This is a genomic window from Mesorhizobium sp. P160219 (assembly GCF_057786095.1).
Genome location: NZ_JBYNWG010000001.1, coordinates 3,673,068 through 3,687,649, shown reverse-complemented (window position 1 = coordinate 3,687,649; position 14,582 = coordinate 3,673,068). Strand labels below are relative to the sequence as shown.

14 protein-coding genes are annotated in these 14,582 nt (G+C 62.6%); 5 read left to right on the top strand and 9 right to left on the bottom strand.

Annotated features, from left to right (window positions below):
- Positions 1 to 646: 646 nt before the first annotated feature.
- Both AC3EMP_RS17900 and AC3EMP_RS17895 read right to left on the bottom strand, forming a co-directional pair.
- A complete protein-coding gene (locus tag AC3EMP_RS17900; RefSeq protein WP_352712411.1) occupies positions 647 to 964 on the bottom strand; it encodes an MAPEG family protein in 318 nt (105 codons plus the stop codon).
- A gap of 282 nt (positions 965 to 1,246) precedes the next feature.
- Positions 1,247 to 2,179 carry a LysR family transcriptional regulator gene (locus AC3EMP_RS17895; RefSeq protein WP_352445081.1) on the bottom strand — a complete coding sequence of 311 codons (933 nt, stop codon included), beginning with the start codon at positions 2,177 to 2,179 and terminating at the stop codon, positions 1,247 to 1,249.
- 92 nt (positions 2,180 to 2,271) lie between these two features.
- Here AC3EMP_RS17895 and AC3EMP_RS17890 point away from each other — a divergent pair, with 92 nt between their 5' ends.
- On the top strand, positions 2,272 to 3,285 hold the full coding sequence (locus AC3EMP_RS17890; protein ID WP_352712409.1) for an NADP-dependent oxidoreductase: 1,014 nt from the start codon (positions 2,272 to 2,274) through the stop codon (positions 3,283 to 3,285).
- Between the two features lie 61 nt (positions 3,286 to 3,346).
- Here the strand turns inward: AC3EMP_RS17890 and AC3EMP_RS17885 are convergent, their stop codons facing one another.
- From AC3EMP_RS17885 to AC3EMP_RS17865, 5 genes are all read right to left on the bottom strand, one after another.
- A complete protein-coding gene (locus AC3EMP_RS17885; RefSeq protein WP_352712407.1) occupies positions 3,347 to 3,982 on the bottom strand; it encodes an SGNH/GDSL hydrolase family protein in 636 nt (211 codons plus the stop codon).
- Between the two features lie 130 nt (positions 3,983 to 4,112).
- Positions 4,113 to 4,916, bottom strand: coding sequence for an alpha/beta fold hydrolase (locus AC3EMP_RS17880; protein WP_023700516.1), 804 nt, complete (start codon positions 4,914 to 4,916; stop codon positions 4,113 to 4,115).
- Positions 4,917 to 5,188: 272 nt separating this feature from the next.
- Positions 5,189 to 6,118 carry a ribokinase gene (rbsK, locus tag AC3EMP_RS17875; protein ID WP_023700517.1) on the bottom strand — a complete coding sequence of 310 codons (930 nt, stop codon included), beginning with the start codon at positions 6,116 to 6,118 and terminating at the stop codon, positions 5,189 to 5,191.
- Positions 6,119 to 6,122: 4 nt separating this feature from the next.
- Positions 6,123 to 6,575, bottom strand: a complete 453-nt coding sequence (locus AC3EMP_RS17870) for an RbsD/FucU family protein (protein ID WP_023669431.1) — start codon at positions 6,573 to 6,575, stop codon at positions 6,123 to 6,125.
- A 42-nt stretch (positions 6,576 to 6,617) separates the two neighbouring features.
- A complete protein-coding gene (locus tag AC3EMP_RS17865; RefSeq protein ID WP_023697414.1) occupies positions 6,618 to 7,673 on the bottom strand; it encodes an ABC transporter ATP-binding protein in 1,056 nt (351 codons plus the stop codon).
- A gap of 272 nt (positions 7,674 to 7,945) precedes the next feature.
- Here AC3EMP_RS17865 and AC3EMP_RS17860 point away from each other — a divergent pair, with 272 nt between their 5' ends.
- From AC3EMP_RS17860 to AC3EMP_RS17850, 3 genes are all read left to right on the top strand, one after another.
- A complete protein-coding gene (locus tag AC3EMP_RS17860) occupies positions 7,946 to 9,610 on the top strand; it encodes an ABC transporter substrate-binding protein (protein ID WP_023669429.1) in 1,665 nt (554 codons plus the stop codon).
- A gap of 98 nt (positions 9,611 to 9,708) precedes the next feature.
- Complete coding sequence (locus AC3EMP_RS17855) at positions 9,709 to 10,824, top strand: carbohydrate ABC transporter permease (protein WP_352625287.1); 1,116 nt, start codon at positions 9,709 to 9,711, stop codon at positions 10,822 to 10,824.
- Between the two features lie 9 nt (positions 10,825 to 10,833).
- Positions 10,834 to 11,751, top strand: coding sequence for a carbohydrate ABC transporter permease (locus AC3EMP_RS17850; protein WP_023739336.1), 918 nt, complete (start codon positions 10,834 to 10,836; stop codon positions 11,749 to 11,751).
- A 233-nt stretch (positions 11,752 to 11,984) separates the two neighbouring features.
- On the opposite strand, the gene AC3EMP_RS17845 is transcribed toward AC3EMP_RS17850, so the two are convergent.
- The gene (locus AC3EMP_RS17845; protein WP_023821098.1) at positions 11,985 to 12,728 is read right to left on the bottom strand and encodes a creatininase family protein; all 744 of its coding nucleotides are present in this window, start codon (positions 12,726 to 12,728) and stop codon (positions 11,985 to 11,987) included.
- Positions 12,729 to 12,731: 3 nt separating this feature from the next.
- Positions 12,732 to 13,298, bottom strand: a complete 567-nt coding sequence (locus tag AC3EMP_RS17840) for an SIS domain-containing protein (protein WP_023821099.1) — start codon at positions 13,296 to 13,298, stop codon at positions 12,732 to 12,734.
- Between the two features lie 183 nt (positions 13,299 to 13,481).
- Between AC3EMP_RS17840 and AC3EMP_RS17835 the strand changes: the two genes are divergently transcribed.
- Positions 13,482 to 14,504, top strand: a complete 1,023-nt coding sequence (locus tag AC3EMP_RS17835; protein WP_352712404.1) for an aldo/keto reductase — start codon at positions 13,482 to 13,484, stop codon at positions 14,502 to 14,504.
- The last annotated feature ends 78 nt before the right edge of the window (positions 14,505 to 14,582 follow it).

The following is a 14,582-nucleotide window of genomic DNA, read 5'->3' as shown; positions in this document are numbered from 1 at the left end:
GTGCGACCCCCAGAACGGCAGCCTATCAAGATTTGTCGGGTATAATCCAGCCTGGCGGTCTCCGGACCCGGCGACTCGAAAGATAGCTAGGCTGACGTGCGCGTTGCTGGGCCCCCCCTAGGCCGGCCCCCCACCCCGACGCCGGTGAACCCCGACGGGCGGAGGCCTATGGCTACAGCGCGAGCCGATCGGTGTCTACATAGCTCGGTAGCACTGGCTTGCTCCTCCAGGTTGCGTGGCAGGATTAGGTGCTGCTGAGGCCAGCGTGCAAGGACCAAGTGCAGGTGGAGAAGGTTGAATCTCAGTTCCTCTCCCTCTAACACTCACAAAGTCCAACAGTTCTCTGCTCCGCTGCCAGGCGCTCTTGAGCCGAGCGTTTGCAGGGCGTGCGTGTGGCCAAAAGCTGGGGAGCGCCGCAGCGCCCAGGCGTGCAAATTGCTCTCTGAACGCCGATCCTTCTCCGAAGCTGGGGAGTAGCCCCAAAATCCAACAGCAATATCATGCCTCAACGGCGGTTTTGCCACTACCAGTTTGCGGTTCGCTCGCCTGTCAAAAGGGACAGTCTTTCGGGTCACGATCCGGAGTGGGTTTGCCAAGGCTCCCGGAATCGAGGTGGCCCACTTTTGCGTCGGGGCTCCGCCACTCTTCAGATCAACAGCAACCAGCACCAATACGCACCAATCACCATTTGCACAACGAACGCGGTGAACCTGAGACTGACCGCGAGTTGGCTGGTTGAGACGAGGTGGATCACCGACTGCACTATACGTGCGCCTAACATCGTGGAGGCCAAGGGATCCGTGACATCTGTCTTTGAAATGATGATCGCGACTCCGAGCAGACCTCCGAAGATTGGAAGCCCTTCAATGCAGTTGGCGTGGGCACGGGCTAACCTCCGCATAAACGGGGAGAGGACTCCGTTATCTGGCGTAAAGCCGTTTGCCGGGACTTGCCCAGAGATCACCAGGTAGCTCCGGATAACTTACATCACGATCAGCAGGGCCAGCGCCCACGAGATGAAGCCAGTCAATGCGTAAGCACTCGCCGACATGTGCCCTCCCCGTTGCTAGCACTCTAGGTCGTTGTAGCCGATCAACTAGTCTAATGCTATTCGACGAGGAGGGGCGGCCTGTAGTGGGGCCGAAACGGAATAGCAGCTTTTGGACGTTGTGCCCGGAATAGCTGCCGTTCAGCCAATCAGCAGTGATTGACCGCTTTCGCCCTTTAGCGACCCTTCCGCGCCAGATCAGTCGATGCTTGAAGCTGCCATTCGCAGAGTGAAAGCGGCGTCGAGCATGGTCAGAAAGGCGCGCACGGCGGGGTTGGCGCGTCGGCTTGCCGGCCAGAGCACGGTGACATTGTTTCGCTCGACCGCGAACGTGGACAGCACTGGGACCAGTTCGCCGCACTTCACATAGGGAGCCGCCATGAAGGAGGCGCCTATGCCTATCCCACCGCCGGCTGCCAGCATGATGAGCACGGCATCGCTGGCATCGGCGACCACACCGGAATTGGGCACGATCTCGATTTCACGGTCGCCAATCCGGAAGGGCCAGCGAAAGGCCTGGCCTGTGCTCTGATATCGAAGGTTGACGGTGTCGTGCCCTTCCAGGTGATCGGGATGGGTCGGTGTGCCGCGTTCCTCGAGATAGGCTGGCGAGGCGAAGCAGCAAAGCCGATGGGGTGCGAGCTTGCGTGATAGTAGCCGGGTGTCAGCCAGATCACCGATGCGTATGGCGACATCGATCCCTTCCTCGATCATGTCCACCAACTGGTCACCCAGCCTGAGATCGACGATCAGGTTCGGATGGAGCCGACGGAAAGCCGGTAAAGCCGGAGCAATCAGGTGGAGTCCGATCGGCAGCGACGCGGCCACGCGCAACGTGCCCGATGGTTCGGAGCGCGCGGTCATTGCCGCCTGCTCGATTTCCTCCGCCTCGCGTAGCAGACGCAGCGCGCGCTCATGCAGGTCGCGCCCTTCGGGCGTGAAGGTGAGCGAGCGCGTTGTACGGGTAAACAGCGACACTCCTAAATGCCGCTCGAGCCGCTGGACGCTCTTGCTGACCGCCGACGGGGAAATCGACAGCGCGCGCGCCGCTGCCGTGTAGCTGCCGAGCGATCCCGCACGCGCGAAGGCGATGATGCCAGTGAGCCGATCCAAAGTGATATGTTCCGCCATGGCATTACTTAACCGCCATCGGCACCGATTATCAACCGGCGGTCATGCCGCTAGATTCGCTCCAATGACATGGATGAGCGGAGATTTCACCAATGAGCGATAAGATGAAGGCAGTCCGTCTGCACGCATTCGGTGGTCCCGAGATGCTGGTGTACGAAGACGCGCCTAGGCCGGGTGTGAAGCCCGGCGAGGTGCTTGTCCGAGTCCAGGCGGCCGGGCTTAATCCGCCCGACTGGTATCTGCGGGATGGCTATCGCGCATTGCCGCCAGAATGGCGACCCAACGCGTCCTTCCCACTGATTCTCGGCACGGACGTGTCGGGCGTCATTGAAGCGGTTGGCGCTGACGTCGCTGAGTTCAGCATCGGGGACGAGGTCTACGCAATGGTTCGCTTCCCCGATAACTTGATGACGGGTAGCAATGCCTACGCGCATTATGTCAGTGTGCCGGCATCGCATGTTGCGTTGAAACCAGCCGGCATCGACTATATTCATGCGGCTGGTGCGCCGATGTCGCTTCTGACGGCATGGCAGTTCTTGATCGAACTCGGCCACGACGAGCCGAATCCGTTCCAGCCCTTACCGCATGAGCCGGTGCCCCTCGACGGCAAGACGGTGCTCATCAATGGTGCCGGAGGCGGTGTCGGGCATCTGGCCGTCCAGTTGGCGAAATGGCGGGGCGCGCGCGTCATCGCGGTGACATCGGCCAAGAACGAGGCGCTGATGCGCGATCTCGGCGTGGATCAATTCATCGACTACAAGACAACCGCGGCGGAAGATGTCGTCCGAGACGTCGACCTTGTCCTCGACGCGGTGGGCGGCGCGGACATGGAGCGCTTCTTCCATGTTCTGAAGCCGGGCGGCGCGCTGTTCCTGGTCAACCCACTGGGCTTCGCTGGTCACGAAGAGACAGAGAGGCTGGGGATCACGGTCTCATCCACACAGGTTCGATCCAATGGCGCGCAGTTGGCAAAAGCCGCCCGCCTGCTCGACGACGGCCTTGTGCGTGTCGTCATCGACAGCACATTCCCGCTGGCCGAGGCATCGCGCGCACATGAGCGCGCCGCCGACGGCAGTATTCAAGGCAAGATCGTGCTGGCCGTCTGAATTGTTGCTTTCAGTCCGACCGACCATCGGGAGTGCAGACGATCGGGCGGGATTACGCCGTTTAGCCGACGAAGACCACCGACCGACGTCCGGCTGAATCGTGCTCGACTACAAGTGCCGCGATGGCTGCCGCGATCTTCGCGCCGCCTTGCACTGACGGTTCGATAGGATTGGCGAAGTCCGCGTCCTCATTCGATACCAAGCGCAGGTCGACGAGCGGCAAACCGCGCGAGAACGCCGCCCGGGTGATGACGTCGTTGAGGACCGTCAGGGCAGTTGCGGCAAGTCTACGACGCTGTTGGTCGGGAAAGCGCGCCTCGTAGATCGTGCAGACAGCGGTGGGTAGGTTTTGGCCCAGCGCCCCCTTGAGCATCGTACAGTAGTCGTGCTCGAATTCCTCCCGGATATCGCTGATCCTGTCCAGAACCTCGGCCACCGAACAGGCCCCCTGCTCCAGAATCCCTGCATGACGAAGAGCATCATTGCCACCGACGCTGACGACAAGATGGCTAGCATCCTGGGGGAGCCGTTCAAGCTGCCGCTCGACGCCGCTTGTGACGGCGCCGTCGACGGCGTTTAGCGTTGCACGCCACCCCTCCGGCAACCGCTCCCGCAGCTGCCGCACTACGTCGGGCCCGTGCGCGACATAGGCAGCGTTGTCAAAGATCGAATCCCCGAGAAGGACGACGTGTGGCATCGGATGCTCCGTTGAGGCCTCTGCCAATGCTGCATCAGCAGAGGAGGTAAGGTGGTGGGTTGTGACCGCGGCAGCGAGCACGGTCAGGAGATCACGGCGAATCAGGCCACCTACAGAACGGAACGGCATCTCAGCCGTCCAGGAACGCCAGAAGCGCGGCATTCACCGCGCTGGCCTCTTCGCGCTGTACCCAATGCGTCGCCTTCTCGAACGTCTGCAGGCCCCGATCGTTGCAAAGGGCCAGACTGCGCTCGGCCAGGCCATATTCCAGAGCTTGGTCCTGCATCCCCCACAGCACAAGGGTCGGCGTCGTGATCCGCTCCTTCAGGCTTGGGCGGAAGCGCAGCGCCCGATACCAGTTGAGCATGCCGGTCAGCGCCCCCGGCCGTTCCCAGGCCTGCCGATACTCTGCGATTTCCTCCGCCGTGAAGGCATCTGTTCGGCTGGATTTGATGAGCGCCCGTGCCAGCAGAGCCGAGCGCCCCGCCCCCAGAAAAGCCTCCGGCAGCAAGGGGAACTGGAAGAAGGCCGCATAGCTGCTCCGCAGGAACTGGGTCGGAGATCGCAAGGAATGGGCAAGCAGCACCTCGGGATGGGGCGCGTTCAGGATGACGAGCCTTTCCAGGCGGTGCGGCAGCTTTGCGCCTGCGGCCCAGGCGACGATACCGCCCCAGTCATGACCGACGAGGTGAAACCTTCCGATGCCGAGCGCGTCGGCGATGGCAACGACATCGCCGACGAGCTTGGGGAGCGTGTATTCACGGATGGCTTTCGGCTTGTCACTGGTGTTGTAGCCCCTCTGGTCGGGAACGATGACCCGGAATCCGGCGGAAGCGAGCGCATCGATCTGCCGTCTCCAGCCGATCCAGAAGTCGCCGGGAGCAGTCTGTCCCGGTCCAACCGCTAGGCTGGCAGCAGCGGAGGCGTCGATCAAAGTGAATACCTCGCGGAGTTGACGAGGAGTTCTGATAGGCAAGTTTCAATTTCGCGCTTTTTCCCGCAAATTCGAGAGCGTAAGGAATTGAATCAGTCGTTGATTAATCAGGCGTTTTCGCCGGCCTGTCACGCCGGAGGTCGCGGGTTCGAGCCCCGTCACTCGCGCCATTTCTCCTCAGGAGAAATGTGACATAATCGTCTAAAATCATGGTCTTGCATGTGGGAATTCAGATCCGGTCGGATCTGAATTCGATCTCTCCCGCAACGACGTCACCCCTTGGCCAGCAGCGCCTCGACCTCATGCAGCGTCGGCATGGATGGCGCCGTACCCGGCCGCGTCACCGAAATGCCGGCGACGGCGCAGGCGAAGCGGACGGCTTGCAGCGGCTCCACGCCTTTGGCGAGTGCGGCGGCCAGGCCGCCATTGAAGGCATCGCCCGCACCGGTGGTTTCGACCACCGGGCCGGCATTGACCACCGGGACATGGTCGGACCGAGCGGCCGTGTGCAGCAGCGCGCCTTTTTCGCCGAGCGTGATGATGACCGAGCCGACGCCTTTTTTGAGCAGGCTGTCGGCGGCGCGGCGAGCGTCGTCGATCGAAGAAACCTTGATGCCGGTCAGTTCCTCGGCCTCGGTTTCGTTGGGGGTCACATAGTCGCACAGCGTGTAGATGCGGTCCGGCAGCTTGGCCGCGGGCGCCGGATTGAGAATGGTGGTCACCCCTGCCCCGCGCGCGATCTCGAGTGCGCGCAGTGCCGCGTCGATCGGCTGTTCGAGCTGGGTGACGAAGACGCCGGCTCCACGGATCAGGCCGGCATTGGCCTCGATGTCTTCAGACGAGATCAGCATCGCCGCACCCGGGCTGACGATGATGGCGTTGTTGCCGGTCGTCTCCTCGATGAAGATATAGGCCGCGCCGGTATAGCTTTGCGGCGTGTCGATGACGGCGGATTTCACGCCCGCCTCTGCCCAGGTCGCCTTGGCCATGTCGGCGAAAGCATCGACGCCAAGCCGGGTCAGGAAAGTGATGTCGGCGCCGAGCTTGCCTGCCGCCACCGCCTGGTTCGAGCCCTTGCCGCCAGGTCCCAGCTTGAAGGAATTACCAAGAATGGTTTCACCCATGCGCGGCTGTCGATTGGCCCGGTAAGCGGTGTCGGCGACGAAAACGCCCAGAATGACGACAGGTTTGCCCGACGCCATGGCCCTACTCGGCGTCCGGCGGCACGACGCCCTTGCGAAAGGCGAAGCAGCCATAGAAGCGGCGCTCGCCGGTCTGGATGACGCAATAGGCTTTCTTGGCGCGCTCGTAGAAGGCGTAGCGCTCGACCGAGATCATCGGCCAGGCCTTGCCCTCGGCCTTGTCGATCTCCTTTTGCACCTCTTTTTGCACCGGCGGGATCTCGTCCGGCTTGCCGACGATCTCCATGCGCGCGGCCGCATCGTCGACGAAAGTGTCCAGCGGATAGAGCGACAGCACCGCCTTGACCACATCGGCCGCCGAGGCGTCGATGTGCAGCAGCTTGCCGAGCACGGTCTGCTTTGCCACCGAATCGGCGGGGAAATTGGTGTCGGCGATGATCAGATCGTCGCCGTGTCCCATTGCCCTGAGCGCCTGGAGCACATCGGCATTGAGCAATGGGTTGATCCCTTTGAGCATGGCAGTCCTCGTCAAACAGGTTTGGTCAAAGTCGATTGGAAATCAGAGCCGGTTGCCGGTCTCGGCGTCGAAGAGATGGACCTGGTCGAGGCGCGGCTTGAGATTGAGCGTGTCGCCGGGCTTGAAGTCGTGGCGCTCGCGAAACAGCGCCACCATCTCGCCGCTGTCGCCGAAGCGCACGAAGACCAGCGTTTCGGAACCCGTGGGTTCGACCACCGAGATCTTTGCCGGCACGCCGTCGGGATGGATTTCGAGATGCTCGGGCCGCACGCCATAGACCACGGCCTGGCCCTCCTTGGCGGCGCTGCCGGCAGCAATCGGGAACAGCGTGCCTGCTATCTCGACCTTGTCGCCCTTGCGCACCACGCCTTTGAGCAGGTTCATCGACGGCGAGCCGATGAAGCCGGCGACAAACAGATTGGCCGGCCGGTCGAACAATTCCAATGGCGCGCCGACCTGCTCGATACGGCCATCGCGCATGACGACGATCTTGTCGGCCATGGTCATGGCCTCGATCTGGTCGTGGGTGACGTAGATGGTGGTGGTCTTCAGCCGCTGGTGCAGTTCCTTGATCTCGGTGCGCATCTGCACGCGCAGCTTGGCGTCGAGATTGGAGAGCGGCTCGTCGAACAGGAAGACCTGCGGATTGCGCACGATGGCGCGGCCCATGGCGACGCGCTGGCGCTGGCCACCGGAGAGCTGGCGCGGATAACGTTTCAGGTACGGATTGAGGTCGAGAATGTCGGCGGCGCGCTTGACCCGCTCGGCGACCACGGCCGGATCGGTCTTGCGCAGCTTCAGCGCAAACGCCATGTTCTGCTCCACCGTCTTGTGCGGATAGAGCGCGTAGTTCTGGAACACCATGGCGATGTCGCGCTTGGCCGGCGGCAGATTGTTGACGATGCGCTCGCCAATGGCGATCGTGCCGCCGGAGACGGTCTCCAGCCCGGCCACCATCCTGAGCAGCGTGGACTTGCCGCAGCCCGACGGGCCTACCAACACCACGAACTGGCCATCGGCGATATCGACGCTGACCTCGTGCAGGACCTTGACGGTTCCGAACGCCTTGGCCACATTGCTGATCGCGACTTGAGCCATCGTCCCCCCTTTTCTCGCGGTGAAGCTAGCCATTGCCACCGGCAAGGGCAAGTCGGTATGTTATCGATAAAAAGCCATTCGTGTTGACAAGGTAATCGATTACGCAAATATTAGCTGTTGCCAATCCGGCAGTCGGATTTTTATCCGAAAATCGGAGCTCCAGGCGACGCAGGGTGGGGTCCCACGTCCCCGTATGATAAAGGAGAACCGCCGACGTTTCGGCGTCGGAGGGATTGGCATTTAATTCACGACTGTTGTTCTGGGAGGAATAGATGAGAGTCGGTCTGTACGAAAAACTCGTCCGCGCGGGTGCCACCCGGCGTGACATACTCAAAGGCGCGGCCTCGATGGCCGCGATCGCCGCCGCATCGGGCGCTGGGCTCGGCGCTTTCACCCGCCCGGCTGAAGCCGCCAGCGAGCTACGCTCCAAAATTCTGCAGATCCCCGGCGTCGGCAAGGGTCAGCCGACGGATGCCGATTTCCAGAAGGTCGGCGAACTCTGCCTGGAAGCCACCAAGGCCAACGTCAAGGAAGGCGAATTCGCCGGCGTCGAGCTCACCTTCATGGGCCTCAACAACCAGAACCTGCACAATGTGCTGTTCCGCGGCTTCCTGAAGCCGTGGGAGGCCTATACCGGCGCCAAGATCAGCTGGATCGACCTGGCGCAGGCCGACTACAATGCCCGCCTGCAGCAGTCGATCGCCACCGGCACCGTCGACTTCGACATCATCGAGATGGGCGCGCCCTTCGAAGGCGATGTCTGCGGCAAGGGCCTGACGTCCGAGATGCCCGACTGGGTCAAAGAGCAGATCGACATGAAGGATGTCGTGGCCTATCTGCAGCCGCCGGTCGGCACCTGGGACGGCAAGCAGTACCGGATCACCGTCGATGGCGATGCGCACAACTTCAATTACCGCACCGACGTTTTTGCCGATGCCGACCTCGCCAAGGCGTGGAAGGACGGCGGCGCGGCCACCGAATGGGGTGTGCCGAAGACCTGGCAGGAAGTCCAGGCCGTCACAAAATTCCTCAAGGGCAAGAAGTTCAAGGATCAGGACGTCTTCGGCTATCTCGATGCGCCCAAGGCCTGGGGCGGTTTCGGCTTCTACTTCCTCGGCAGCCGCGCCACCGCCTATGCCAAGCATCCCGACGACAAGGCCTGGCTGTTCGATGCCGACACGATGAAGCCGCGCATCAACAATCCGGCCTGGGTGCGCGCCATCCAGGACGTCATCGACGCGCTGCCGTCGGAGCCCGCCGACCAGATCAACGCCGACCCGAACACGACAGCCTTCCAGCAGTTCCTGGCCGGCACCGGTTCGATGGTCACCTGGTGGGGCGACGTCGGCTCCAACGTCAAGACCAATGATAGCTCGGTCATCGGCGACGTCACCGGCTTCTCGATCCTGCCGGGGTCCGACGACGTCTACAATGCCAAGACCGGCGCTTGGGACAAACTCGCCAGCGGCCCGAACTATGCGCCGAACTGCGCCTATCTCGGCTGGGGCGTCTACGTCATGGCCCGCGTCGATACTGACGAAAAGAAGAAAAAAGCGGCATGGTCGGCCGCCGCTCATCTCGGCGGCAAGGACCTGTCAATCTGGACGGCGATGTATCCGTCCGGCTTCCAGCCCTACCGCAACTCGCATTTCGACATTCCCGAATGGGTGGCGGCAGGCTACGACGAGGCGTTCATCACCTCGTATCTGAAGTCGGAAGCCGACAGCTACAACCATCCGAACGCGGCGATCGAGCCGCGCATCCCCGGCATCTTCCAGTATTATTCGGCTGCCGAGGACATTCTGGCCAACACATTCGCCGGCAAGATGAAGGCGCAGGAAGGCGCCGACGCCATTGCCGCGGCCTGGGAGAAGCTGACCGACCAGATCGGCCGCGAAAACCAGATCAAGCTCTACAAGGCCTCGCTCGGCGTGTAGGCTGATCCTATCGTGACAACAGGTCCGGCGGTGCAAGCCGCCGGACCTGACCGGCTCGGGCCGGTCGCAGGCTTGATTTTTTAAACGGACGGGGACGCGTGGCAGACCAGACCACCAATGCATGGCCGGCCAACGCCGGCCCAGCCGATCTGATCTCGCCGGCCCGCAAGCGGGCGGGTTTTGCCCTGATGGCGGCCGCCACGCTTGGCCTGCTGGCGGTGATCGCGTTTGAGATCCTCTACAAGAACGAGATCACCACGCTCGGCTTCGAGACCTGGCGTCCGATCGTCTACGCCTATGTTCTGTGGGGCGTGGCGCTCGGCATCGGCCAGGTGCTGACGCGCGGCGAGGACGGCCAGCGCGCGCTGTTCCTGCTGCCGGCGCTGCTGTTCACCATCGCCATGGTGATCTTCCCGACGCTGTTCGGCTTCTATATCGCGCTGACCGACTGGAACCTGTCGTCCTTTTCCGGCCGCAAGTTCAACGGGCTCGACAATTTCTGGCAGATGCTGGCCGATCCCTACTACCGCAACGCGCTGTTCAACATGGTGCTTTATGTGCTCGCCGTGCTGGTCGAATATGTCATCGCCTTCGGCCTGGCGCTGCTGCTCAACGCGCAGATCCGGGCGCGCAAATTCTTCCGAGTCGTCTTCCTGATGCCGCTGATGCTGTCGCCGGTCGCGGTATCCTGGATGATCGGCAAATCGCTGATGGAATACCGTTTCGGGCCGGCGGCGACGCTGGCGCGCCATCTCGGCTGGGAGAACCCCGCCTTCTTCTCCAACCCGATCACCGCCCGCATCTCGATCATGGTGCTCGACGCCTGGACCTTCATCCCGTTCATGATGATCATGCTGCTTGCCGGCCTGCAGGCGATGTCGCGCGACGTGCTGGAGGCAGCGCGCGTCGACGGCGCCACGCCATGGCAGACTTTTTGGCAGGTCACCTTCCCGCTGATGCTGCCGGTGTCGGTGACGGCGGTGATCCTGCGCATCATCTTCAAGCTGAAGCTTGCCGACATCATCATCACCGTGACCTCCGGCGGGCCTGGCGGCGCCACGGATTCGGTGTCGAGCTTCATCTACCGCGAATACCGCGACCGCTCGAATGTCGGCTACGGCACCATGCTGGCGATGGCCTATCTCGTCATCATCGTCGTGTTCGTGACCTGGCTGTTGAAATTGGCCAATCGCTTCGTGCGCAACGTGAACTGACGAGGCACAATGAGCGTCCAGACCACCGACTATACTGCCTCGGAAATCCGCTCACCGCTAGGTTTTCTGGCCAATCGCATCTTCATCTATGGCGCGCTGGCGTTCTGGGCCTTCATCTGCCTGTTCCCGATCTACTGGACGATCACCACCTCGTTCAAGACTGCGGTCGACGTCACGCAAGGACACCTCATCCCGTTCGTCGACTTCCAACCGGACTGGAAGGGCTGGCGCTCGCTCGGCCTGTCGCCGGATTCGATCTTCCAGACCTCGACGGTGCGGGAGGAGTTTTTCAAGCGCTTCATGAATTCGGTCATCACCTCGGTCGGCGCATCGAGCCTCGCCATCGTCATCGGCAGCCTCGCCGCCTATGGGCTGACCCGGTACCGCTATCAGTTCGCCTGGTTCAAGAACGAGGACATCTCCTTCTTCTTCCTGTCGCAGCTGATCCTGCCGCCGGTGGTGCTCGCCCTGCCCTTCCTGGTGCTCTACCGCGAGGTCGGCCTGCTCGACACACGCATCGGCCTGATCCTGCTCTACACGCTCATGGTGCTGCCGATCGTCATCTGGATCATGCGCGACCAGTTCAATTCGATCCCTGTCGAACTGGAGGAGGCAGCGCTGGTCGACGGCCTGTCGATCTGGGGCGCCTTTTTCCGCATCGTCATGCCGATTGCGCTGCCGGGCATGGTCGCCGCCTTCATCCTGGCGATGGTGCTGTGCTGGAACGAGTACTTTTTTGCGGCACTCCTGACGTCGACCGACGCCAAGACCATTCCGGTGATGGTGGCGAGCCAGACCGGCTCGCAAGGCATCAACTGGTGGTCGATGGCGGCGCTTGCCACCGCCGCGATCGCACCGCTGGCGGTCATCGGGATTGCGCTTGAACGCTATCTGATCATGGGCATGACGGCGGGGGCGGTGAAGTAGGCGAGAGGCGGCGTGCCCCTCTACTGTTGACCTCGGCGGGACAGCACCCCCCTCTGGCCTGCCGGCCATCTCCCCCCGCAAGGAGGGAGATCGGCAGCTTTGGCTGCATCGCTTTTCTTGCGACGTAGGTGATTGGCGAAAGCGGAAATGACATCTGATCTCCCCCCTTGCGGGGGAGATGTCCGGCAGGACAGAGGGGGGGGTGAAGGATCGCTACAGAGCGACTTTGTCTGCTAGCGCCCCAATATCGCCCTCAGGTGATCCATGATCATCGCCACACCCTTTCGCCCCAGCTCCGCCGAGGCCTCCGGCGCACTGGCCGTATACCACGCGGTATTCTCGCCAAAACGCCCGGCATCGACCGCTTCCGGACACAGTGCCAGCATCAATGATGTCTCGCCAACACCGGCGTGATCGAACGGATACTTCCCGTTCATGGCAGCCGACATTAGCGGGTGCACCTGCACCCAGTTGAAGAAATTCTCGCCGGCGGCGTGCCCGGAATAATAATCGGCCATCTCGTCTGAGCCCCACCAGCCCTCGCCGCGCTGCTTCTCGAGGAAGCGGAAGATCGCCTGGCGGCCGGCGGCCTTGAAGGCGAGATCGGTCGGCATGCCGGCGGCAAAGTTCTCGGTCTGGTGGTGGATGATGGCGTTGATGTTACGAAAGCCGATGCGCAGCAGGCTGTAGAACAATTCTTCGGCGAACGGCGCCAGCTGGTTGCCGCCGACCTGCACCGAGCCGTTGCCTTCGGGTGCTGCCACCACATAGCTCGCCGCACCGTAGTAGAAAGCCGGCAGGATGACGACGTCGGCCTCCTTCTCGTAGAGCTCCAGCGTCTTGACGACGGCCAGCGTGTCCATGCCGACGGCCATGTGCTCGCCGTGATATTCGAGCACGCCGAGCGGGAGAGCGACCGGCCAGTTCTCGGCGATCGCCTTGCGGATCTGGTGCGGCAGCATCAGTTCGTAGCGCATGATCTATTCCATGTTGGTGTGGCGGGCGCGCATGGCCTCGGACGACTGGCCGGTCAGCGCCTTGAGCTTCAGCACCATGACCTCGAACAGCAGGAACAGCGCCCCTTCGAAGACCGAGCCCATCGGCAGCAGCGATGTCTTTTGCGGCCCTTGGTCACGCGCCATGGTCTGCGCCGGGATCAGCAAGGTGAAGTCGGCAAGCGCGACCGCACTGCTGCCTGCCTCGGCGGTGAGCAAAAGCACGGTGGCGCCGGCCTGGCGGGCGACTTGCATCAAGGTGAGCACCGTCGTCGTCTCGCCCGGGCCGGAACTGACCAGGAAGACATCGGCTGCGCCAAGCGGTGGCGTGTTCATGTCGCCGACCACCGACACCTCAAGCCCAAGGTGATAGAGGCGCATGGCGAAACCCTTGAGCTGCAACGCTTCGCGGCCGCAGCCATAGACGCCGATCTTTTGCGCGCGGGCCAGGGTTTCGCAGGCGATGTCGATGCCGGCTTCGTCGACGCGCGCCAGTACGGCGCCCAGCTCTTGCAGGGCGGTCGAAAACATATCCGAGCCGGCATTCGCCATGAGAGTCCCATCTGTCGGGCCGGGTTTGTGGCCGGTGATTTCCGGTTGCGCGCTTTCGGAAAAGGCTTGTTTTTGTTCATGCTATCATCGGGAAAATGCCTGTCCAACGGCCATGGCGGCTTTTGCTGAGCCAGCGGCGTGATAGTGTCATGTCAGACAATCAATCCAGGAAATCAGCACGACATGAAGACACGGCATTTCGACCGCATCGGCAATGGCGGCCTCGACTTCACCGAGCTTGGCTTCGGCAGCGCGCCGCTCGGCAACCTTTACCGCGCCGTCCCCGACGCGGATGCCAACGCGACGCTGGAGGCGGCGTGGGCGACCGGCTGCCGTTACTACGACACCGCGCCGCTCTATGGCCTGGGCCTTGCCGAAACACGGCTCAATGCCTTCCTGCGCGGCAGGAAGCGCGACGATTATGTGCTGTCGAGCAAGGTCGGTCGCCTGTTGCGCGCCTGCCCGCCGGAGCAACGAACCGGCATCGGCAAGTTCTTCGACACACCGACGCGCAAGGAGGTCTACGACTACAGCTATGACGGCGTCATGCGCTCGTTCGAGGCGTCGCTGGAACGGCTTGGCGTCGACCGCATCGACATCCTTTTCGTCCATGACCTCGACATCTTCACCCATGGCAGCAAGGAGGCGTCAGACCAGCGCATCGAGGAATTCATGGCCTCGGGCTACAACGGACTGGTTGCGCTGCGCGACCAGGGCGTGATCAAGGCCTTCGGCGGCGGCATCAACGAATGGGAGGTTTGCCAGACGCTGGCGGAGCGTGGCGACTTCGACCTGTTCCTGCTGGCCGGGCGCTACACGCTGCTGGAACAGGAAGCGCTTGCCACCTTCCTGCCGCTCTGCGAGCAACGCGGCATCGGCATCGTTCTCGGCGGTCCTTACAATTCCGGCATCCTGGCGACCGGGCCGAAGCCAGGCGCCTATTACAATTACTCCGAGGCGCCAAGGGACATCATGGATCGCGTCGGGCGCATCGAGGCCGTCTGCCAGCGCCATGGCGTCAGGCTGATCGAGGCGGCGCTGCAGTTTCCGCTGCTGCACCCCTCCGTGGTGTCGGTCATCCCCGGCGGCCAGCGGCCGAGCGAAGTCGAAAGCAACCGCGCCCTGCTCGATGCCAAGCTGCCCGCGGCGCTGTGGGCGGACCTCAAGCAGGAAGGCCTGATGCGCGCGGATGCGCCGGTGGGCTGAAGGCTCGCCTCAGCGGGCTGACGGCTTGCCGCGATCGAGGCAAAAGAAAAGCCGGGCGAACCCGGCTTTCCAACATTC